The sequence below is a fragment of the Hoyosella levis genome (assembly GCF_026008515.1).
GTDB lineage: Bacteria > Actinomycetota > Actinomycetes > Mycobacteriales > Mycobacteriaceae > Lolliginicoccus > Lolliginicoccus levis.
On record NZ_BQYM01000003.1, the window covers coordinates 166,176 to 187,078 of the forward strand.

Here is a 20,903-nt window from a genome sequence, read left to right on the forward strand (position 1 = left end):
TTCTGGCGAGTCCGCTGCTGAGCCCCGAGCGCGGCGGCGGAGCCCGCACCGATCGCGGCGAGGTTGCTCGGCGAGGACGTGCGGACCGCGATCTCCGCGCCGACGGGGATCGAATCCTGCTTCCGCGATCCCGCATCCACTGGCAGCGGGCGAGCACGAGGAGTCCGACGGGCTGCTGCGCCAGTATTTTCCCAAGGGCACCCTACTGACCCACGCTGATGCCTCGATCCCTGGAATCCGCCCATGGGCATGGGCACGGGATCGCCTGGCGCACTGCGTTCCTTGTCCGGCTCCGGTACCAGGTTCTCAGCGTGGCCGTCGGTCGGAGTACTCGATGTAGCCGCGTCCGGTGATGGTGCGGCCCTTGTGGTCGGCAGTGTAGACGTAGCCGGCGATGCTGTTGACGCCGGCGTAGAGCCACTGGGTGTCGACTGTTCCGTTGATTGTGCTGACGACCCGGTTGCCATCGCGGATCGTCCAGGTGAACGCCGCCGGCATGGCCATCGATTCACCGTCTGGCCCGATAATGGGCTCGCCCTGGAACCTCGTGACCTCGAAGCGAACCGAGTGGCCGATCCGTTGTGGACCGCTATTGGCGGTGCACTCGGTCGCGAACAGGGCGAGGGGAACATCGGATCCGATGCCGGTCCCGACGAGGAGCAGCTGGGTGCTCTCATCGAGATTGAGCACGTGGTAGGTGAAGAAGTCGAACGGCGCCTTGAGCTTGGCTGGCAGGGGCTTATCGAGGATCATCGTCGGGAAATGCCCCTTGCCGTACTCGAACGAGCAGAGCCCGGATACTTCGGTGCGGTGGCCATTGTGGGTGAGGGTGCCACGATAGCGACTGAGCAACGCGAGGTGCGTGTAGTACGGCCGTTTGGTGAACCACGTGACATCGCCTGTGGCGGTGATCTCGAGATCGGTTTCGAAGCCTGGGCGTGCGCTCTGGAGCCGGAAGCTCGGATAGGTGCCGGAGATGATGTAGTCCGGACCGAACCGCAGCATTGAGCCACCGGGCGCGAATTCGGTGTCGTCGCGCCCGTGGATGCTGAACGGGTCGTGAGTCGTTGCCGCTGTGCCATGGCCGACCGTCGCGGTGTCGCGGTGCCGGCCGCGGAGCGCGAAGTCGACGTCCCACGCGCGGAACCCGGTGTAGCCGATGATGGTCATGTTCGCCATGAAGTGATGCGGTGCTGGAAGGTCCGGAATCATGATCCCGTAGTGCGCCACGCCCTGGCCGAAGCGGCTTTGCGACGGCGGGGTGAATGCCGGGAGAGCGGTATCAGCAGGAAAATCACGCCCGACGACCCCGATGACGTGTGGGGCAATCTTCGCGATGATGTTCTTGCCAATGCCCAGATCCGCGGCGGGGTCCAGCATGACCGCTTGCGGCTCTTGCTTATTTGTATCCTGGATAGGCATATGGGGTGCTTTCTTCTTCACTGCTGCAACAGGGCTGCATGGGTGAGACGTGGTTATCGCGAGAAGTGTCGCGTGGTGTCTCGGATGAACCCGTCGAACAGGATCCTCCGAGTGAGGGGTTGCGCGACGGCGAGGGGCAACCGCATGCCGTTCCGTGGCTCGAACGCGAATTGCCAGGTGAAGCGGCACCCATCGGGTGTGGGGGTCACCGCGTAGCTCTCGGCGAACGACCGGAACACCGGGAGGCTCGACGCCTCGACGAAGAACGCGTGACGGCGGGTGTCGGAGTCCCAGGAGAAGAACTGCTCGCGCAGGGTCAGAACCTTGCCGACGGTCACCGTACGTGTCGTGCCTACACCGAACGGCCGGGAACTGGTGTATCCGCCGCTGAGCATCTGGCACCAAGCGAGCGGGCGGTCAGCAACGAGGCCCGACCAGATGCGGTCGGCCTCCACGGTCAGGTCAAGGTCGTATCGCAGTGTGTGCGCGGCGGTGTCGAAGTACGACAGATCGGCGACGCGCTCCATCGGGAACCATGGCATGCTTGCGGACCTTTCATTGGGCGAGTTGTCAGGGAATCAGTCGGCGCAGGATGTATGGCACCGTGCGGGAGAGGTAGTGGGCCATCGTGATGTAGGGGCTGCGGTCGGGCGCGGGATCCTTGCCCTCGCCCAGTCGCCAGAGCTGGGTGGTGTGCCAGACGATGTTTCCGAGACCGTCAATCTGCTTGATGCCGGTGTTGCGTTGCCGGGCGATGCTTCTCGGTGCGTCTCCATCGAGGAGCCGGTTGGGAAAGTCCGGAACAAGGGCGAGCGGGCGAGCAACCCCGGCAAGATCGACCGCGTTGGACTCGATGGCCGCGCTCATGCCCTCCGCGGTGCGGAAACCGCCGGTGAGCAGAAGTGGTGTGGAGACCTCGGAACGAATCCGCTCCGCGAAGTCAAGGAAGTACGCTTCCCGCTTCCGCGTACTGGACTTGGCCTCGGCGACCCCCATGAACGCGACCGTTTCGTAGGTGCCACCGGAGATCTCGAGCACATCGATCGATTCGGCATCGAGCGCGCGCGCCACTTCGGCGGCCTCGTCCTCGTCGAAGCCGCCCGACTGGAAGTCGGCCGAGTTGAGCTTTACCGCCAGGGTCGCCGACGGTCCAATCGCCGCGCGCGCCGCGCGCACGACCTCCAGCAGGAATCTACGCCGGTTGCGCGCATCCCCGCCCCAGCGGTCGGTGCGCCGATTGGTGGCGGGCGAAAGGAACTGACTGATCAGATACCCGTGGGCGGCGTGGATCTCGATTCCGTCGAATCCTGCCGAGACGAGAACGCGCGCTGTCTCGGCGAACTTGGCGACAAGACCTACGATCTCGCTGTCGGTCAATTCACGAGGCGTGAGGTACAGCCCGGCGCTGCCAGTGAGGCGGACTGCCGAAGGCGCGACCGGTCGCATATTGAGATTCGCTGGAATCTGCCTGCCGGGGTGATTGATCTGCGCCCATACCTGTGAGCCGGATGATTTGGCCGCGGTCGCCCACTCGCTCAACAACGCGAGGTCGCGCTCATCATCGACCACCACGTTGCCTACTTCGCCGATCGCAGTCCGGTCGACCATGATGTTGCCGGTGATGAGCACTGAGGCTCCAGAGTTGGCCCACCGCTGATAGAGCCGCACGTGGCCCTGCGTGGGCGAGAGCCCGAAGTCGCCGAGGCACTCGGACATCGCCGACTTCACGATCCGGTTCTTGAGCACGACTCCGTTCTGCAGGGTCAGAGGTTGGGCCAGAGGGGCGACGGTGTTCAGCATGTGCTGCTCCCAAGGTTGAGACGACTGGTCATCTCACTGAGTAGACAGCCTAGTGCTACGCTGTGTCAAGACGACCGGTCATATTCAAGGAAAGACATGGCACAGCGAAACATTGCAGAACGTCTGCTCACGGCAGGCCTTACCCGGTTTCATGAGCACGGATACCACGCCACTGGGGTGCAGGAGATCACAAGCTCCGCGGGCGTGCCCAAGGGTTCTTTCTACAACCACTACGCGTCGAAGGAAGCGCTCGCGGTCGCCGCGATCCACCAGTACATCGCCGAGAGCCCCGTGCCCGTCCTGGTCGATTCGAGTATCGAGTCAGCCGTTGCGCGATTGCGCGCGCATTTCGATGAGCTACGGCGGCGTTTCGAGGACTCTGGCATGACCCGCGGTTGTTTCCTTGGCAACTTGTCCACAGAAGTCGCCGACCATAGCGACGCACTCCGGACGACACTTGACCAGGCCTTCTCTGGCTGGGTCACGTTGATTGCCATGGTCCTCGAGAGTGCACGTCAAGCAGGCGAGATCTCGCGGGACATCGACACCAACGCTACGGCGCATTTCCTGCTCAATGCCTGGGAAGGTGCCCTGCTTCGTGCCCGAGCGTCCAGAAGCACAGAACCCGTCGACGCGTTCTTCGCACTCACCTTCGACTGGATGCTGCGGCCATGCTCATAATCGGTTCGGCGCTCAAGCCACCGGAGGCTTCGCATTGCTGGCGGCACTCCGTCAATCCAGCAGTTCGGCCAGCTGGCTCTCGTCGATGATGCTGAGGGGCCGACCGGCGGCAATGTGCTCGCGCGCCTTGCGCTCCTTGCTCGTCTCGATGGGCGATCCGTTCGCGTCCACCCAGGTTCCCTTGATCAACATGGTGGTGCGCCGGGTGACGTTCAGCTCCGGCTTGCCGCCACGCTCGGCGACCATGTCCCACAAGGCTTCGCGGCTGCATCGGGAGAACTCGCCGGTGACCACGACGATCTGTCCGTGGAGGGGATGACCTGGGTCAGCGGCCGGGTTCGGCTGGGGCATCTCACTGGCCTTGCGGCTCGGCTGATGCCCCTGCCAGGAATAACTCGGTCGAGTTGATGCGCACAGCGTCAGCCCATGCGGGGAAAGCGACCCCAGGACCGTATCGGTTGCCTTGGCATAGGCCGCGAGATCCCGGGACTTGCGCGCCTGGGTGAGCTGCAGCGCGATACCGGCAGCGGCGAGCGCATCCGCGGCAGCATCATGGTGCTGATCGAGCGGCACACCAACATGCTTGGCGATCGTGGGCAGCTTGTAGTTGACCAGCCCGGGCAGATCGATGCGCGACCACACCAGCGTGCAGCCGAACGAGATCTCCGGGACTCCGATCTCCGAGGCAGCGCATGCCTCGCGCAGTGCCGTCATGTCGAATCGCGCGTTGTGGCATACCACCTGGCGATCGCCGATCACGTCGCGGAACTGCTCCATGCGCTCCACGAACGAAGGCTGGCGAGCGACATCATCGGGGGTGATGCCGTGGATCTCGATATTGCCCGGATCAAAATGGTCGAGCCCGCGCGGCGGCTGGCAGAGTAAGCTCTCGGAATGGGTGACAATTCCGTTGTGCACGACCGCGAAGCCGAGCGCGCAGATGCTGCCCCACGCGCCGTTTGCGGTCTCCACATCGAACGCCACAAAACTCGGTGCTTGCGTGCTACTGCGAACCGGGGCCGCACGGCGGATCACCGCGGTTTCCTCAGCTTCTGGGAGGGGTTCGTCGAACAACGATCCCTGCTGCGGTTCAGACCGTCGCGCTGCCGCCATGACGCTCTCCGTTCTCCCATCTACCTCGCGTGCCATGACACTAGCGGACAGCGCTGACAATTCCCGCGCCGAGCTTGCCTGCGGCTAGTTCTCGTTGCTGATCATGCCGAGAAGCTCCTGCCAGGCCTTGCCCAGCGCCTCGGCGTTGTCCGCCACCACGCGGGCGGGGTCAGAAAGCTGGTCATCTTCGCCATACTCGCCTCGTAGCGGGATGTTCACCGGTGTCTCGACGAGGTTCACCCCGACCCGGCCGAGCACCTGCTTGAGCTGCTCGTAGGAACGCTTGCCGCCGCCTCCGCCGTAGCTGATGAGCAGGCCCGGCTTGTCCTTCCACTCGGCGTAGAGGTAGTCGATCGCGTTCTTCACCGACGCCGGGTAGCCCCAGTTGTACTCGGGAGTGAGCACCACGATCGCGGCGGCCTCCCCCACCATGCGCGCCCAGTTCCGCGTGTGCTCATGCCGGTAGTCCCCGGTAGCCGCCATGCGCGGCTCGTCGAGGATGGGCAGGGCGATCTCGCGCAGATCCGCGACCCGGACCTCTGGGCCATCCGTGCTCGGGATCTGGTCGAGGATCGCCTTGCCGAGCTGTCCGCCTACCCGCACGGGCCGGGCACTGCCAATGATGAAGAGAATCTCGCCTGCCATGACCATGACCCTAGTGCCCCACCGTCCCCACCGGCGAGCGTGCCCGCTAGACGCAGCGCACGGTCAGGTGCGCCGAGCGTGTGCCGGCTCGACAGCAACGAGTGTGCGAAAAGCGACAAGTTCCGTGCGGTGAGCTGTCGTTGTTCGCACTCTCGCGGCGGCTCTGGGGCTAGCACTCTCGCGGCCGCGCCGGCAGCCTCTACCCCAGTGCTTGCTCGAGATCGGCGAGGAGATCGCTGGAGTCCTCGATGCCGACGGACAGGCGCACGAGATCCTCGGGCACCTCGAGCACGGAGCCGGCGGTGGAGGCGTGCGTCATGGCACCGGGATGCTCGATGAGGGACTCGACTCCGCCGAGGGACTCAGCGAGGGTGAAGACCTTGGTGCGGGAGCACAGGTCGAGCGCGGCCTGGCGGCCACCATTCAGCCGGACGGAGATCATGCCGCCGAAGCGCCGCATCTGCTTGGCCGCGACCTCGTGGCCTGGATGCTCGGGCAAGCCTGGGTAGAGCACGCTGCTGACGGCACTGTGCCCGGAGAGGAAGTCCACGACCTTCTCGGCGTTGTCACTGTGCCGGTCCATGCGCACCGCGAGGGTCTTGATGCCGCGCATCGTCAGGAACACGTCGAAGGGCCCCGGCACGCCGCCTGCACCGTTCTGGAGGAACGCGACATCGGCATCGAACTGCGCGTCACGAGTCACGATCGCACCGCCGACCACATCGGAATGCCCGCCGAGGTACTTGGTCGTCGAGTGCAGCACCACATCGGCACCCAGGGTGAGCGGCTGCTGCAGGTACGGGGAAGCGAAGGTGTTGTCCACCACCAGCTTCGCACCGGCCTCATGGGCGATCTCGGCGATGGCAGCGATGTCGCCCACATTGAGCAGCGGGTTCGTCGGGGTCTCGATCCACACGAGCTTGGTCTCGGGGCGGATCGCCGCGCGGATCGCATCGAGGTCAGTGATCGGCGCAGGCGTGTAGGAGATGCCCCACTGGGTGAAGACCTTGTCGATCAGCCGGTAGGTGCCGCCGTACGCATCATTGGGGATAACCAGGTGATCGCCAGGGCGCAGCGCAGCCCGCAGCACCGCGTCGGTGGCAGCCATGCCCGAGGAGAACGCGCGACCGTGAGTACCCTGCTCGATCGCCGCCATGTTGGCCTCGAGCGCCTGCCGCGTCGGGTTGCCGGTGCGCGCGTACTCGAAACCGCCGCGCATCCCGCCGACGCCGTCCTGGGCGAACGTGGAACTTGCATAGATCGGTACGTTCACCACACCGGTCTGCGGGTCGGGGTCGAAGCCCGCGTGGATCGCCGTCGTCGAGAACCCGTGCTGCTCACTCATGCGTGACAGCCTAATGCGGGGGCACGACAAATATCGAGCACGGCTTTCCCGGTAGCGGGGTAACCTCGGCGGGGACAAGCCAACGCTGCCGAGGTGATCCCGTGCAAATGCGCAATATCGCGATCTATGTGGGCATTGTGATCCTCGCCGCGATCGGGGTGCTGGTCGGAGCGGCGGTGACGATCCCCGAAGGTTGCGCGATCACTGAATCCTGCGCGGGCACGCAGCGGAGCATCATCCTGTTCGCGCCCGTGGGGATCATTTTTCTCGGCGTAGCGGGTGCCGCGGCCTTCACCCTGTGGTGCTGGCGCGACGGCATCGAGTGGCGCCGCTGGTTCGGTGCGGTCTGGTTCCTGCTGGTGATCCTGCTTGTCGTCATGTCGATGGCAGGCAGCGTCCTGACCGGCTAGCTTGGCCCTAGCGGTCCGGGCCTCCCTCGGGCAAGGCATCGATGAACCGCACGATAGTGGCGTTGACGCCTTCGGGATCCTCGAGGTGCAGGAAGTGCCCGAGACCGGCGAGCGCGTGCGCCTCGCTGCCGGCAGGGAGTTGGTCGGTGGACGCGCCGAGCTCGGCGCTGACGCAGGTATCGCGCTCGCCGTGCAGGTAGAGAATGGGCACCCGGTGCTTGCGGTAGATGCGGTGCCGGTCTTTCGCGCGGCCTGCGCTCCAGCGAAGTGGATTCCACATCGCGCGGTAGTAGCCGAGCGCGGCACGAACATGATCGGCGTCGGGCAATGCCTCCTGGGCCGCCGAGAGATCTGCGGCGTGATCGTATCCGGACGCCCAGCGTGCCCAGATGCCGGTGATGAACCTGTGGCCGAGCCCGGGGATGCGCTCGAGCGGTGCCTGCGCGGCAAGCATGTACCAACTGCGCGGCGCCTGGCGCAGCCACATCGCTGCATTGCGCGCGAGATGTCGCGGCGGCCATGCCTGGGCGAGGAGCGCGGGCAGAGGCGGCACGGCGAGAAGTATCGCCGCATCGAATCGCTCGGGGGCGAGGCTGGCTGCGCCCGAGGCCATCATTGATCCCCAGTCATGGCCGATGAGCAGGGTCTTTCGCTGGGCGGTGGAACCTGCGGCGAGGGCGTCGTGAATGTCGAGGATGTCGCGGACGAGGGCGGCGAGCTCGTAGTCGCCATCAGGCGCGGGGCCGGTGGGCGCGTATCCCCGGTTGGCGGGGGCGATGGCGCGCCATCCATGCTCTGCGAGCGTGGGCCCGAGGTGGCGCCAGGTGCGGGGAGAGTCGGGGAAGCCGTGCAGCAGGAGCGCGATCGGTCCGTCGAGGGGTCCCCATGCCTGCGCGGCGATGGTTCGACCGGGCAGCGGGATGGTCAGGTTCTCGGCCACGTGCCCAGCATGCCAGGAACGTGCCGGTTGCCTGGCGCCGATCGCCCCGGCTCCGATCGCCCCGGCGCCGATCGCCCCGGCGCCGATCGTGAAGATCCAGCCACGCGGGGTGTGGCCCGACTTTCACGATCGGCAGCGCCGCACCCCTTCCTTTCTATAGTTTTACTATCTATAGTCGAGGGAAGGGGCACCCGCGCCGCAACAGGAGGACCGCTATGACAGGGACCGCACGAACGACCACCGCCGCGCCAACTGCTGGATCATCCGCCGCACCGGGCCCCACCGCCGCGCCAACCGCCACACCGGCCCCCGCCGAGACGGTTGCCGCGCTCCTCCGCCAGCACGATGAACAGCCCGCCCTGGGCGACCGGGAGCGCACCGTCAGCACTGACCCCGCCACCGGCGAGCAGCACGTCACGCTGGAGCCCCGCTTCACCACCGTCACCTACCGCGAGCTGGGCGAACGGCTCACTAGCCTCGCCGCGCACTGGATCGCCGCCCCTGCGCTCCACCCGGGCGACATGGTCGCGGTGATCGGGTTCGCCAGCGTCGACTACACCGTCATCGACCTCGCCATCGCCCACCTCGGCGCGGTCGGCGTCCCCCTCCAGTCCGACGCGCCGGTGCCGCAGTTGGCCGCGATCCTCGCCGAGACGGAGCCCCGGGTCCTCGCGACCAGCATCGACACCATCAGCAAGGCCGCCGAGCTCCTGCGCGCCACTCCCTCGATCGAGCAGGTGGTCATCTTCGATGTCCTGCCCGGGCTCGCCAGCCACCAGGAGTCGATCGCAGGCCTCCGGGCAGACACCACGATCGAGGTGCTCGCGCTCACTGAGGCGATCGCCGCTGGTCGAGCGCTGCCCTCGCCTGCTCCTTTCCGGCCCGAGGCAGGCGAGGATCCGCTGGCGCTCCTTATCTACACCTCTGGCAGCACGGGAACCCCCAAGGGCGCGATGTACACCACGCGCATGCTCGCGCACCTGTGGTCCGACCCAGATGCAAGCATCGCCGACGAGGAGACCGAGCCCGCTCACCCGGTGTACCTGCACTACATGCCCATGAGCCACGTGTACGGGCGCATGTGGCTGCTCAAAGGCCTCGCGCTCGGCGGCACCGGCTACTTCGCTGCCGCCCCCGATATGTCAACCCTGTTCGAGGACCTCGCGCTCGTCCGTCCGACCGCGGTCAATCTTGTCCCCCGGGTGGCCGAGCTGCTCCACCAGCGCTACCGCGCGGTCGCGCGCCGCGCCGGGATCACCAGCCCCGATCCGTTCGATGTGAATGCGGACGTCGCCACCGCGACCAGGCACGACATGCTCGGCGACCGGTTGCAGCATGCCGTTGTCGGTAGCGCTCCGCTCACTCCCGAGCTGCGCCGCTTCCTGAAGGGCTTCCTCGCGGTGCCGCTGCGCGACGGCTATGGCTCCACGGAAACTAGCGGCGGAGTAGTCACCAATACCGTGGTGATGCGCCCGCCCGTCCTCGACTACAAGCTCGTTGACGCTCCGGAGCTCGGCTACCTCACCACGGACGAGCCGCATCCGCGGGGCGAGCTGCTGATCAAGGCCACCACGGTGTTCCCCGGCTACTACCGGCGCCCCGACGCGACCGCACAGGTCTTCGACGAGGACGGCTTCTACCGCACCGGGGATATCGTTGCCGAGATCGCCCCTGACCGGCTCGTGTATGTCGATCGTCGCAACAACGTGCTGAAGCTGGCGCAGGGCGAGTTCGTGGCGATCGCCCGCCTCGAGGCTCTCTACGCCGCGAGCCCGCTCATCGACCAGGTTTTCCTCTATGGCAACAGCGCGCGCTCCTACCTTCTCGCTGTGGTCGAGCCCAGCGAGCACGCCCGCGCGCAATCCGGCGAGATCACCGGCATCCTGCGCGAAGCGTTCCAGGAGGTCGCGGGGCGCCACGAGCTCGCTGGCTACGAGGTACCTCGCGAGGTCGCCCTTGCGGACGAGCCCTTCACCACCACCAATGGCCTGCTGACTGGCATCGGGAAGCTCGCGCGACCACGACTGGCGGAGCATTACGGGCCGCGGCTCGAGGACCTGTACGCCCAGCTCGACGCCACCGAGATCGATCAGGTGGAGAGCTTGCGGGAGCAGCGCGATCGCCGCCCCGTCGTCGATATCCTGCTCGAGCTCGTGCACGCTCGGATCGGCACTGCCGCTGCGGACGTGCCCTTCACCGATCTAGGTGGTGACTCGCTCGCGGCGATGTCGGTATCCACCGGCATCGAGGAGATCTACGACCTCACCGTTCCGGTGCACGAGATCATCAGCCCTACCGCGACGCTTGCCAGCCTGGCCGCGCGCATCGAGCAACAGCGAGCCACGGACCCCAGGGATTCGGTGTTCACCACCATTCACGGGCACGGTCCCACCGAGGCTCGCGCCACTGATCTCCGCCTGGAGCACCTGATCGATGCAGCAACGCTGAAGGCTGCGACCGGTCTGCCGCATGCCGGCGTCGAGCCACGAACCGTGCTGCTCACCGGCGCCACCGGCTACCTCGGCAGGTTTGTCTGCCTCGAGTACCTCGAGCAGCTCGCGGCCACCGGTGGAAGGCTTGCATGCCTGGTGCGCGGCCGCGATGACGCGGATGCCCGCGCTCGTCTCGACTCCGTGTTCGATAGCGGCGATCCCGATTTGCTCGCCCATTACCAGTCGCTGGCGGCCGACCACCTCGAAGTCGTGGCCGGCGATGCCGCGGCACCGAGGTTTGGGCTAGCCCAGGATGAGTGGCTCGAACTCGCGCAACGGACGGACCTTATCGTCCATGTCGCCGCGCTCGTCAACCATGTGCTCCCCTACCACGAGCTGTTCGAGCCAAATGTGATCGGCACCGCCCGGGTGATCGAGCTCGCCGCGACCACTACCCGCAAGCCCGTGCACTTCCTCTCTACCGTCGCCGTCACCCTCCTCGACGACGGCACCCGCCTTGGCGAGGACGCCGACATCCGCGAGGCCAGCCCCGCCCGAGCCATCGGCGACGGATACGCCAACGGGTACGCGACCAGCAAATGGGCCAGCGAGGTAGTGCTGCGGGAAGCGCACGAGCACCTCGGCCTGCCTGTCACCGTGTTCCGCTCCGACATTATCCTCGCCCACTCCCGATACGCCGGGCAGCTGAACGTGCCGGATAACTTCACCCGCCTGCTGCTCAGCGTCCTTGCGACCGGCCTCGCGCCCGGATCGTTCTACCAGCGCGGCACCGCTGCCCAGCGAGCGCACTACGACGGCATCCCGGTCGATTTCACCGCCGCCGCTGTTCGCCAGCTCGGTCAAGCGGCGGGCGACGGGCAGGATTCGGGCGACGGCTACCGGACGTTCAATGTGCTCAGCACCCACGACGACGGCATCTCCCTCGACACCTTCATCGACTGGCTCATCGAGGACGGGCACCCCATCACCCGCATCGACGACCACCGCGAATGGGCCGCCGCGATCACCGCCGCAATGGAAGCGCTCCCCGAGCAACAACGCCAGCACACCGTGCTGCCCTTGATGCATGCCTACCAGCGGCCCGCCGCTCCCCACACCGAGGATCCCGCGCTCACTGCACGGTTCCGGAAAGCCGTCGCCGCGCACGGCGTGGCGGGCAAGCAGGAGATCCCGCACCTCGACCACGACTTGATCAGCAAGTATGCCCGCGACCTGGCTTCGCTCGGGTTGCTCGGGGTGCCCACGCGGTAGTGGGCTCTCGCGCGGTAGTGGGTTTCACCGCGCGGTAGTGGAAACTTCTCCCGGTCGGAGCGGGAAAAGTTTCCACTGGGGGGCGGGGCATTGCCGACGCTCGAAGGCGGTCAGCCCAGGCCCCCGACCGATCAGTAGGTCGGCAAGGCGCGGGAGATGAGCCAGCCCTGGGGGTCCATGGAGCGGCCGAGCGGGTCGCGGACCTCGAAGTGCAGGTGGGGCCCGGTGGAGTCGCCGCGATTGCCGACGGTAGCGATCTGCTGGCCGGAGACGACGGGCTGGCCGGGGGCGACGAAGTAGCGGTCGATGTGGCCGTAGACAGTGCTGGTGCCGTCGAGGTGGCGGATGCGTACCCACTGGCCGAATCCGGTAGCGGGGCCGACGTCGGTGACGACGCCTGGTCCGGCGGCGAAGACGGGGGCGCCGATGGGCGCGGCGATGTCGACGCCTTCGTGGAAGCGTCCCCAGCGGGGGCCGTATCCGGAGGTGAGGACGCCTACCGCGGGGTGCGCGGCCCAGGGCAGGGAGATCCCTTGCCCGCTTCCTGCGGAGCCGGTGTCGAATGGCAGCGATTGTGCCGTTGCGCCGCCTGCCGCGACGAAGGGTGCCATGGTGCCGATGACGATGGCTCCGGCGGCGATCAGGGCACGGTGGGGACGGGATTGGCGGCGCGAGCGCAAGGGTGAACCTCCGGGTGGCGGGCTCCGTTCGCTGGTGTGGTGCGCGATCGGGCCCGGAATGGAAAAAGAACCGTTATCAGAGCGTTACCTTAGCGGAGGTTATGCCCCCCATTGTGACGGCACGCCGTGAGCGCTCAGGCATTAGGCTCGGGTTTGTGATCCCTACCACTCCTCCATCGTCGCCCCCGGGCCCGCGCGTGCTGCTGTATAGCGATGATCGGTCGATCCGCGATCGGGTGCGCGCGGCGCTGGGCACACGCCTGCTGCCGGAGTCTGCGGCGACCGAGTATGCAGAGGCGGCGACGGCAGGAGCTGCGGTGGCGGAGGTGGAGCGCGGGTCGATCGATCTGGTGATCGCCGATGGCGAGACCGCACCGCTGGGCGGGATGGGCCTGGCCCGGCAATTGCGCGACGAGATCAAGCCGTGCCCACCGATCATCGTGCTGCTGGGCCGCCGGGACGACCGATGGCTGGCGCGATGGTCGGGCGCCGATGGCGCCGTCCCGCTGCCGGTGGATCCGTTCGAGCTGTCGCGGATGGCGGTGGAGCTGCTGGAGCGCGCCGCGACCAAGCAACACGACGCGGCCAGCTAGCCACGCTCCGCTCCCCTCTGCGCCAACCATCTGCGCGCGCCAATCCCCCTGTGGCCGAACGGGGTCGGTAACACGGTGTGGTAAACGCGCAACGCAAAAGCATGCAGGGTCACCGCCCTGACGGCTAGGCTGAGAGATAGATCACAATCCGTGGTGGTGCCGATGGGTACTGCCAGGGAGCCAGGCTCGCGGCGAGGGGAGTTCAGGCATGGGCACGCTGTTCCCGATCCTCGTCCTGGGCGCGGTGGCGGTGGCGTTCGCATTGGTCTCCGCGGCCATGGGCTCGCTGCTGGGCCCGAGCCGCCGCAACCAGGCGAAGCTCGAGGCCTATGAGTGCGGCATCGAGCCGGTACCGCCTCCCGCTATGCCAGGCCGCGGCCGGTTCTCGGTGAAGTACTACCTGACCGCGATGCTGTTCATCATCTTTGGCGTGGAGATCGTGTTCCTGTACCCGTGGGCAGTCCATTTCGATGAGCTAGGCCTGTTCGGGCTCGCCGCGATGGGATTGTTCCTGTTCAACGTGTCCGTCGCCTATGTGTATGAGTGGCGGCGCGGCGGGCTCAGCTGGGACTAGCGGCAGCAGGAGGAGGTACGGCGCATGGGCTTGGAGGAGAAGGTTCCGGGCGGGTTCCTGCTGACCACGGTCGAGCGGGCCGCCGGGTATGCCCGCAAGGGCTCGCTGTGGCCAGCGACGTTTGGCCTGGCGTGCTGCGCGATCGAGATGATGTCCACCACGGGTGGCAAGTTCGACATCTCTCGTTTCGGGATGGAGGCGTTCCGCGCCTCGCCGCGGCAGGCAGACCTGATGATCGTGGCGGGCCGGGTGAGCCAGAAGATGGCCCCGGTGCTGCGGCAGGTGTATGACCAGATGGTGGAGCCGAAGTGGGTGCTCGCGATGGGGGTGTGCGCCTCGTCGGGCGGGATGTTCAACAACTACGCGATCGTGCAGGGCGTGGACCACATCGTCCCCGTCGACATCTACTTGCCAGGTTGCCCGCCGCGCCCCGAGATGCTGCTGCACGCGATCATCGCGCTGCACGACAAGATCAGCGCGATGCCCCTGGGCGCGAACCGCGCCGAGGCCGTCCGGGCGGCGGAAAAAGCGGCGCTGGACCAGCGACCGCTGATCGAGCTGAAGGGGATGCTGCGGTGAGCGGTGGCGAGCGGATCCGTTCCCTGCGCGGCATGTTCGGCGCGCGCGGCACCGGCGATACGTCGGGCTATGGTCGCCTCGAGCAGGCGGTGGAGCTTCCAGGCGGCGCGCAGCGCCCCTATGGCGGCTGGTTCGACGAGGCTGTCGACCACCTTGAAGCAGCACTGTCGGAGCGGGGACTCGCGCTCGCCGATGCGGTGGAGCGGGTGGATACCGATCACGGTGAGCTGTCGCTGGAGGTGCGCCGGGAGCACTTGCCGGTGGTAGCGCGGGCGCTGCGGGACTATCCGGCCCTGCGGTTCGAGCTGAGCCTCGGGGTGAGCGGGGTGCACTATCCGGAGGATGCGGGCCGCGAGCTGCATGCGGTGTATCCGTTGCTGTCGATCACGCACAACCGGCGGCTTCGGCTGGAGGTGGCGGCACCGGACGCGGATCCGCGCATCCCGTCGGTGACCGCGGTCTACCCGACGTGCGACTGGCACGAGCGCGAGACGTATGACTTCTTCGGCATCGTTTTCGAGGGCCATCCGGACCTGGTGCGCATCCAGATGCCCGACGACTGGGAGGGCCATCCGCAGCGCAAGGACTATCCGCTCGGAGGCGTGCCGGTGGAGTACAAGGGCGCGACGATCCCGCCGCCGGACGAGCGAAGGGCCTACTCATGACGGGCGGCTTCACGGCGGGCGGCGAATCGGTTCACGTGGCCGCCGGGCAGGACTGGGATGACATCGTCGAGGCCGTCAGCGATGCTGGGGGCGAGCGCATCGTCGTCAACATGGGCCCGCAGCATCCGTCGACGCATGGCGTGCTGCGGCTGATCCTCGAGATCGACGGCGAGACCGTCACCGACGCCCGCTGCGGCATCGGCTACCTGCACACGGGCATCGAGAAGAACCTCGAGCATCGCACCTGGACGCAGGGCGTCACCTTCGTCACTCGCATGGACTACCTGTCACCGTTCTTCAACGAGACCGCCTACTGCCTGGGCGTGGAGCGGCTCCTCGGCATCGAGGGCGCCATCCCCGAGCGAGCCAGCGTGATCCGGGTGATGCTGATGGAGCTCAATCGCATCTCCTCGCACCTCGTAGCGCTCGGCACGGGTGGCCTCGAGCTCGGCGCGATGTCACCGATGCTGTACAGCTTCCGCGAGCGGGAGCTCATCCTCGAGGTGTTCGAGCACATCACGGGCCTGCGGATGAACCACGCGTACATCCGCCCCGGCGGCTTGGTCGCGGACCTGCCCGAGGACACGGTGGACAAGGTCCGCGAGCTCCTGCGCATCCTGCCCGGGCGCCTGCGCGATCTCGAGCTGCTGCTCAACGACAACCCGATCTGGCGGTCCCGCACCGTCGGCATCGGCTACCTCGATCTCTCCGGCTGCATGGCACTGGGCATGACCGGGCCGGTCCTGCGCGCCACCGGCCTCCCGCATGACCTGCGCAAGTCGCAGCCCTACTGCGGCTACGAGGACTACGAGTTCGACGTCATGACCGAGAACGGCTGCGACTGCTACGGCCGCTACCTGATCCGCGTCAACGAGATGCACGAGTCGATCAAGATCGTCGAGCAGTGCCTCGACAAGCTGCGGCCCGGACCGGTGATGGTGGCGGACAAGAAGATCGCCTGGCCCGCCCAGCTCGCTCTCGGCCGCGACGGCCTCGGCAACTCGCTGGAGCACATCCGCACCATCATGGGCGACGACATGGAATCGCTGATCCACCATTTCAAGCTCGTCACCGAGGGCTTCCGCGTGCCGCCCGGGCAGACCTATATCGCGGTCGAGTCACCGCGCGGCGAGCTCGGCGTGCACATGGTCTCCGACGGCGGCACCCGCCCCTACCGCGTGCACTATCGCGACCCCTCGTTCACCAACCTGCAGGCCGTCTCGGCGATGTGCGAGGGCGGCATGGTCGCGGACGTGATCGCCTCGGTCGCGAGCATCGATCCCGTGATGGGAGGCGTGGACCGATGACCACCGACCCGATCCTCCTGCCGCTCGGCCAGCGTCCCGCCATCGACCTGCCCGGGCCCACCACCTACCCCGCCGAGACCACCGAGCGCCTCGAGCGCGACGCCGCGACGCTCATCGCCCGCTACCCACAGGCCCGCTCCGCCCTCATCCCGCTGTTGCACCTCGTGCAGTCCGAGGACGGGCACCTCACCCCAGCCGGCATCGGGTTCTGCGCCCGCATGATCGGCCTCACCGAGGCAGAGGTGACGGCGGTGGCGACGTTCTACAGCATGTTCCGCCGCTCGCCCACCGGCGAGTACCTCATCGGGGTGTGCACGAACACGCTGTGCGCGGTGATGGGCGGCGATGCGATCCTTGCGGCCCTGCGCGAGCACCTCGGCATCAACGACGGCGAGACCACCCCGGACGGGATGGTCACCCTCGAGCATGTGGAATGCAACGCGGCCTGCGACTACGCGCCCGTGGTCATGGCCAACTGGGAGTTCCTCGACAACCAGACGCCCGCCTCGGCGCGCGAGCTCGTGGACTCGCTCCGTGCCGGGGAAGCCGTGACCCCCGCGCGGGGTGCCACGCTGTGCACGTTCAAGGAGGCCGCCCGGATCCTCGCGGGCCTCGACGACGAGCAGCCCGGCTCGATCGACGCCGCCCGCCCCGGTGCCCCCACCCTCGCGGGACTGCGTGCCGCGCGGCGCGACGGAGGAGATGAGCGATGAGCGATCCCACCCCGCTGGTGCCGGTGCTGAGCGAGCACTGGGACGAGCCACGTTCCTGGACGCTGGATGCCTACCGGCGGCACGGCGGCTACGAGGGCCTCGCCGCCGCGCTCGCCATGGACCCGGACGAGGTGATTGCCACCATCAAGGCGTCGGGCCTGCGCGGTCGCGGCGGGGCGGGCTTCCCCACCGGAATGAAGTGGTCGTTCATCCCACAAGGTCCGGGAACCGATGGCACTGTCAAGCCGCACTACCTGGTGATCAATGCGGACGAGTCCGAGCCGGGCACGTGCAAGGACATGCCGCTGATGCTGCACGATCCGCACGTGCTGATCGAGGGCGCCATCATCGCCTCCTACGCCATCCGTGCCCGCCACGCGTTCATCTACGTGCGCGGCGAGGTGCTGTCGGTGATCCGCCGCCTGCGCGCCGCCGTCGCCGAGGCCTACGCCGCTGGCCTTCTGGGCCCGAGCGCGCGCTACCCGATGGAGCTGGTGGTGCATGCCGGGGCCGGGGCGTACATCTGTGGCGAGGAGACCGCGCTGCTCGACTCGCTGGAGGGGCGTCGCGGGCAGCCGCGCCTGCGGCCACCGTTCCCCGCGGTGGCGGGCCTGTACGCCGCGCCGACGGTAGTGAACAACGTCGAATCCATCGCGAGCGTTCCGGTGATCCTGCGTCGCGGCGTGGACTGGTTCCGCTCGATGGGCAGCGAGAAGTCCCCCGGCTTCACCCTCTACTCGTTGTCCGGGCATGTCACCCGGCCCGGGCAGTACGAGGCGCCGCTCGGCATCACTTTGCGCGAGCTCCTTGACCACGCGGGTGGAATCCGGGCCGGGCACCGGCTCAAGTTCTGGACGCCAGGCGGCTCGTCGACGCCGCTGCTGACCGAGGAGCACCTCGATGTGCCGCTGGACTACGAGGGGATAGCCGCGGCGGGCTCCATGCTTGGCACCAAGGCGCTGCAGATCTTCGACGACACCACCTGCGTGGTGCGGGCCGTGCTGCGCTGGACCGAGTTCTACAAGCACGAGTCCTGCGGCAAGTGCACACCCTGCCGCGAGGGCACCTACTGGCTGGTGCAGGTACTGCGCGGGCTCGAGGATGGCACGGGCAGCCCCGCGGACGTCGACCTCTTGCTCGACATCACCAGCACCATCGCGGGCAAGTCGTTCTGCGCGCTCGGCGATGGCGCCACGAGCCCGATCATCTCGTCGGTGCGGTTGTTCCGCGACGAGTACCTCGAGCACCTGCGCCACGGCGGATGCCCGTTCGATCACCACCGGTCCACGCTCTTCGCGGAGGCGGTAGCACCATGACCCAAGCCCGGACCAACGAGGAGACCACCGCCCGAGACCCGGGGCTCGTGCACGTGACCATCGACGGCACGGGTGTTGATGTGCCCCCGGGCACGCTGATCATCCGCGCCGCCGAGCAGATGGGCGTCGCGATCCCCCGGTTCTGCGATCATCCGCTGCTCGCCCCCGCGGGAGCGTGCCGGCAATGCATCGTCGAGGTGGAGGGCCAGCGCAAGCCCGTCGCCTCCTGCACCATGCCGGTCACGGAAGGCATGGTGGTGCACACCCAGCACTCGTCGGTGGAGGCGGCCTCGGCGCAGCGCGGCGTGATGGAGCTGCTGCTGATCAACCACCCGCTCGACTGCCCGGTGTGCGACAAGGGCGGCGAGTGCCCCCTGCAGAACCAGGCCCTCTCTGCTGGCCGCTCCGAGACCCGCTTCACCGGCACCAAGCGCACGTTCCCCAAGCCGATCCCGTTGTCCGAGCAGGTGCTGCTCGACCGCGAGCGCTGCGTGCTGTGCGCCCGCTGCACCCGCTTCGCGCAGCAGATCGCCGGGGATCCGCTGATCGACATGGTGGAGCGTGGCTCCCAGCAGCAGGTCGGCATCAGTACCGAGGAGCCGTTCGACTCCTACTTCTCGGGCAACACCATCCAGATCTGCCCCGTCGGTGCGCTCACCAGCGCCACCTACCGGTTCAGGGCCCGCCCCTATGACCTGGTCTCCACCCCCAGCGTGTGCGAGCACTGCGCGAGCGGCTGCGCGCAGCGCACCGACCATCGCCGCGGCACCGTGCTGCGCCGCCTCGCCGGGGACGATCCCGACGTCAACGAGGAATGGAACTGCGACAAGGGCCGGTTCGCGTTCACCTACGCCACCGAGCCCGACCGGATCACCAGTCCCCTGGTGCGCGGCAGCGACGGCGAGCTGCACGAGGCCTCCTGGCCGGAAGCTCTCGCCGCGGCCGCGCGGGGCCTCGCCGCGGGCCCGGCCGGGGTGCTCGTGGGCGGCCGCGCCACCATCGAGGATGCCTACGCCTACAGCAAGCTCGCCCGGCTCGTCCTCGGCACCAACGACATCGACATGCGTGCCCGCCCGCACTCGCCAGAGGAGACGAGGTTCCTCGCGCAGCGCATCGCGGGCATCGGCACTGCCAGCTATGCGGATCTGGATTCCGCCCCGGTGGTCCTGCTCGTGGCGCACGAGCCCGAGGAGGAAGCACCTATCGTCTTCCTGCGGTTGCGGCGCAATGCCCGTGACCGCGGCCTGCAGGTCTTCTCGATCGCAGCGCTTGCCTCACCGGGCCTGCGCAAGCTCTCGGGCACCCTGCTGCCCACCGTTCCTGGCGACGAGGCCGCGGCACTCGGCGATCTGGGGCGCGACGACGCGGTCGGGGCGATGCTGCGGCAGCCCGGCGCGGTCATTCTTGTCGGCGAGCGTGCCGCCACGAGCCCGGGAGCGCTGACCGCCGCTGGTCGCCTCGCTGACGAGACCGGCGCGACCCTCGCGTGGATCCCACGCCGCGCGGGAGAACGCGGTGCGCTCGAGGCCGGTGCCCTGCCTGGACTGCTGCCCGCCGGGCATCCCGTGGCGGACCCTGCCGCCCGGCGAGCCGTCGCTGCGCTGTGGAAAGTACCGGACCTGCCACGCGAGGAGGGCCGCGACACCACCAGCATCCTGGACGCGGCCGCCTGCGGCACCCTGCATGGCCTGCTCGTCGGCGGAGTGGACCCCAACGACCTCCCCGATCCCGCTGCGGCGCTCAGCGCCCTCGACCGGGCCGGTTTCCTCGTGAGCATCGAGATCCGCCACAGCGCCGTCACCGCCCGTGCCGACGTGGTGCTGCCCACGGCCGTGGTCGCGGAGAAGGCCGGGACGTTCCTCACCTGGGAGGGGCGCCCACGTGGATTCGGCGCGGCGCTGCGCGATACTGGCATGCTGCCCGACCACCGCATCATCGACGCGCTGGCCGCGACCATGCGCCGCCCCCTTGGCCTGGCCACCACGGCCGCGGTGCGCAGCGAGCTCGATGCGCTGGCGCCCTGGTCCGGCGCCCGCGAGGCTTCCGTCGCTCCGCCGCCCCGCCGTGCTGATGCCGCGGCAGGGCCGGGCGAGGCCATCCTGGCTAGCTGGCACCTGCTGCTCGACGACGGCCGCATGCAGGACGGCGAGCCCCACCTCGCGGGCACCGCTCACCCCGTGGTTGCGCGCCTCTCCCGCGCCACCGCGGACCAGCTCGGGGCCTCGGACGGCGAGCGGGTGCGGGTGAGCACCGTGCACGGGGCGATCACCCTGCCGCTGCGGATCACCGACATGCCCGACGGGGTGGCCTGGGTGCCCACCTGCTCCCCGGGCAGCCACCTCCATGCCGAGCTGCACGCCCTGCCTGGCGAGCGGGTCCGGCTCGCGCGCGCGGAGGTGGAGCCGTGAGCACGGAC

General features: G+C 67.9%; 18 protein-coding genes and 1 pseudogene. 11 read left to right on the forward strand and 8 right to left on the reverse strand.

The genetic code is table 11. The annotated features are described in order from the left end of the window. Positions 1–306: 306 nt before the first annotated feature. From QC765_RS04795 to QC765_RS04805, 3 genes are read right to left on the reverse strand one after another with little or no spacing between them, the layout of a single operon-like run. On the reverse strand, positions 307–1,422 hold the full coding sequence (locus QC765_RS04795; protein WP_278313283.1) for a DUF6670 family protein: 1,116 nt from the start codon (positions 1,420–1,422) through the stop codon (positions 307–309). Between the two features lie 53 nt (positions 1,423–1,475). Continuing rightward, positions 1,476–1,964 (reverse strand): SRPBCC family protein, encoded by a 489-nt coding sequence (locus QC765_RS04800; RefSeq protein ID WP_278313284.1) that lies wholly within the window; start codon positions 1,962–1,964, stop codon positions 1,476–1,478. Between the two features lie 28 nt (positions 1,965–1,992). Further along, a complete protein-coding gene (locus QC765_RS04805; protein ID WP_278313285.1) occupies positions 1,993–3,222 on the reverse strand; it encodes an NADH:flavin oxidoreductase/NADH oxidase family protein in 1,230 nt (409 codons plus the stop codon). Positions 3,223–3,318: 96 nt separating this feature from the next. On the opposite strand from QC765_RS04805, the gene QC765_RS04810 reads away from it, so the two are divergent. Continuing rightward, positions 3,319–3,903 (forward strand): TetR/AcrR family transcriptional regulator, encoded by a 585-nt coding sequence (locus tag QC765_RS04810; RefSeq protein WP_278313286.1) that lies wholly within the window; start codon positions 3,319–3,321, stop codon positions 3,901–3,903. A gap of 51 nt (positions 3,904–3,954) precedes the next feature. Here the strand turns inward: QC765_RS04810 and QC765_RS04815 are convergent, their stop codons facing one another. The 3 genes from QC765_RS04815 to QC765_RS04825 all read right to left on the reverse strand — a co-directional run bounded on the left by QC765_RS04815 (position 3,955) and on the right by QC765_RS04825 (position 7,006). Then, positions 3,955–4,875 carry an exonuclease domain-containing protein gene (locus tag QC765_RS04815; RefSeq protein WP_278313287.1) on the reverse strand — a complete coding sequence of 307 codons (921 nt, stop codon included), beginning with the start codon at positions 4,873–4,875 and terminating at the stop codon, positions 3,955–3,957. A 225-nt stretch (positions 4,876–5,100) separates the two neighbouring features. Continuing rightward, positions 5,101–5,661: an NADPH-dependent FMN reductase gene (locus tag QC765_RS04820; protein WP_278313288.1), complete on the reverse strand. Its 561-nt coding sequence runs from the start codon at positions 5,659–5,661 to the stop codon at positions 5,101–5,103. Between the two features lie 199 nt (positions 5,662–5,860). Further along, the gene (locus QC765_RS04825; RefSeq protein WP_278313289.1) at positions 5,861–7,006 is read right to left on the reverse strand and encodes a cystathionine gamma-synthase; all 1,146 of its coding nucleotides are present in this window, start codon (positions 7,004–7,006) and stop codon (positions 5,861–5,863) included. Between the two features lie 101 nt (positions 7,007–7,107). Between QC765_RS04825 and QC765_RS04830 the strand changes: the two genes are divergently transcribed. After that, complete coding sequence (locus tag QC765_RS04830) at positions 7,108–7,416, forward strand: hypothetical protein (protein ID WP_278313290.1); 309 nt, start codon at positions 7,108–7,110, stop codon at positions 7,414–7,416. 7 nt (positions 7,417–7,423) lie between these two features. Here the strand turns inward: QC765_RS04830 and QC765_RS04835 are convergent, their stop codons facing one another. Continuing rightward, entirely contained in the window at positions 7,424–8,356 is a 933-nt protein-coding gene (locus QC765_RS04835) for an alpha/beta fold hydrolase (protein ID WP_278313291.1), read from the reverse strand. Between the two features lie 215 nt (positions 8,357–8,571). On the opposite strand from QC765_RS04835, the gene car reads away from it, so the two are divergent. Next, positions 8,572–12,060 carry a carboxylic acid reductase gene (gene car, locus QC765_RS04840; RefSeq protein ID WP_278313292.1) on the forward strand — a complete coding sequence of 1,163 codons (3,489 nt, stop codon included), beginning with the start codon at positions 8,572–8,574 and terminating at the stop codon, positions 12,058–12,060. 131 nt (positions 12,061–12,191) lie between these two features. Here the strand turns inward: car and QC765_RS04845 are convergent, their stop codons facing one another. Continuing rightward, positions 12,192–12,740: a M23 family metallopeptidase gene (locus QC765_RS04845; RefSeq protein ID WP_373876679.1), complete on the reverse strand. Its 549-nt coding sequence runs from the start codon at positions 12,738–12,740 to the stop codon at positions 12,192–12,194. Between the two features lie 155 nt (positions 12,741–12,895). Between QC765_RS04845 and QC765_RS04850 the strand changes: the two genes are divergently transcribed. From QC765_RS04850 to QC765_RS04885, 8 genes and pseudogenes are all read left to right on the forward strand, one after another. Continuing rightward, a complete protein-coding gene (locus QC765_RS04850; protein WP_278313293.1) occupies positions 12,896–13,333 on the forward strand; it encodes a response regulator transcription factor in 438 nt (145 codons plus the stop codon). A gap of 208 nt (positions 13,334–13,541) precedes the next feature. After that, positions 13,542–13,907 carry an NADH-quinone oxidoreductase subunit A gene (locus QC765_RS04855; RefSeq protein WP_278313294.1) on the forward strand — a complete coding sequence of 122 codons (366 nt, stop codon included), beginning with the start codon at positions 13,542–13,544 and terminating at the stop codon, positions 13,905–13,907. Between the two features lie 21 nt (positions 13,908–13,928). Further along, positions 13,929–14,486 (forward strand): annotated as a pseudogene (locus QC765_RS04860) (NuoB/complex I 20 kDa subunit family protein); the annotation flags it as partial. Continuing rightward, positions 14,483–15,151 (forward strand): NADH-quinone oxidoreductase subunit C, encoded by a 669-nt coding sequence (locus tag QC765_RS04865; RefSeq protein ID WP_373876680.1) that lies wholly within the window; start codon positions 14,483–14,485, stop codon positions 15,149–15,151. The pseudogene QC765_RS04860 and the gene QC765_RS04865, both read left to right, overlap by 4 nt. Continuing rightward, positions 15,148–16,458 (forward strand): NADH dehydrogenase (quinone) subunit D, encoded by a 1,311-nt coding sequence (gene nuoD / locus QC765_RS04870; RefSeq protein WP_278313296.1) that lies wholly within the window; start codon positions 15,148–15,150, stop codon positions 16,456–16,458. Before QC765_RS04865 ends, nuoD begins: the two co-directional genes overlap by 4 nt. After that, positions 16,455–17,171 carry an NADH-quinone oxidoreductase subunit NuoE gene (gene nuoE, locus QC765_RS04875; RefSeq protein ID WP_278313297.1) on the forward strand — a complete coding sequence of 239 codons (717 nt, stop codon included), beginning with the start codon at positions 16,455–16,457 and terminating at the stop codon, positions 17,169–17,171. The genes nuoD and nuoE overlap by 4 nt, the downstream gene beginning before the upstream one ends. Next, positions 17,168–18,487, forward strand: coding sequence for an NADH-quinone oxidoreductase subunit NuoF (gene nuoF / locus QC765_RS04880; protein WP_278313298.1), 1,320 nt, complete (start codon positions 17,168–17,170; stop codon positions 18,485–18,487). Before nuoE ends, nuoF begins: the two co-directional genes overlap by 4 nt. Continuing rightward, on the forward strand, positions 18,484–20,895 hold the full coding sequence (locus QC765_RS04885) for an NADH-quinone oxidoreductase subunit G (RefSeq protein WP_278313299.1): 2,412 nt from the start codon (positions 18,484–18,486) through the stop codon (positions 20,893–20,895). Before nuoF ends, QC765_RS04885 begins: the two co-directional genes overlap by 4 nt. Positions 20,896–20,903 lie beyond the last annotated feature (8 nt).

Coding starts and splice junctions, on each gene's coding strand:
- QC765_RS04795 (WP_278313283.1), bottom strand. CDS start 1,422: ATGCCTATCCAGGATACAAATAAGCAAGAGCCGCAAGCGGTCATGCTG.
- QC765_RS04800 (WP_278313284.1), bottom strand. CDS start 1,964: ATGCCATGGTTCCCGATGGAGCGCGTCGCCGATCTGTCGTACTTCGAC.
- QC765_RS04805 (WP_278313285.1), bottom strand. CDS start 3,222: ATGCTGAACACCGTCGCCCCTCTGGCCCAACCTCTGACCCTGCAGAAC.
- QC765_RS04810 (WP_278313286.1), top strand. CDS start 3,319: ATGGCACAGCGAAACATTGCAGAACGTCTGCTCACGGCAGGCCTTACC.
- QC765_RS04820 (WP_278313288.1), bottom strand. CDS start 5,661: ATGGCAGGCGAGATTCTCTTCATCATTGGCAGTGCCCGGCCCGTGCGG.
- QC765_RS04825 (WP_278313289.1), bottom strand. CDS start 7,006: ATGAGTGAGCAGCACGGGTTCTCGACGACGGCGATCCACGCGGGCTTC.
- car (WP_278313292.1), top strand. CDS start 8,572: ATGACAGGGACCGCACGAACGACCACCGCCGCGCCAACTGCTGGATCA.
- QC765_RS04855 (WP_278313294.1), top strand. CDS start 13,542: ATGGGCACGCTGTTCCCGATCCTCGTCCTGGGCGCGGTGGCGGTGGCG.
- nuoD (WP_278313296.1), top strand. CDS start 15,148: ATGACGGGCGGCTTCACGGCGGGCGGCGAATCGGTTCACGTGGCCGCC.
- nuoE (WP_278313297.1), top strand. CDS start 16,455: ATGACCACCGACCCGATCCTCCTGCCGCTCGGCCAGCGTCCCGCCATC.
- nuoF (WP_278313298.1), top strand. CDS start 17,168: ATGAGCGATCCCACCCCGCTGGTGCCGGTGCTGAGCGAGCACTGGGAC.
- QC765_RS04885 (WP_278313299.1), top strand. CDS start 18,484: ATGACCCAAGCCCGGACCAACGAGGAGACCACCGCCCGAGACCCGGGG.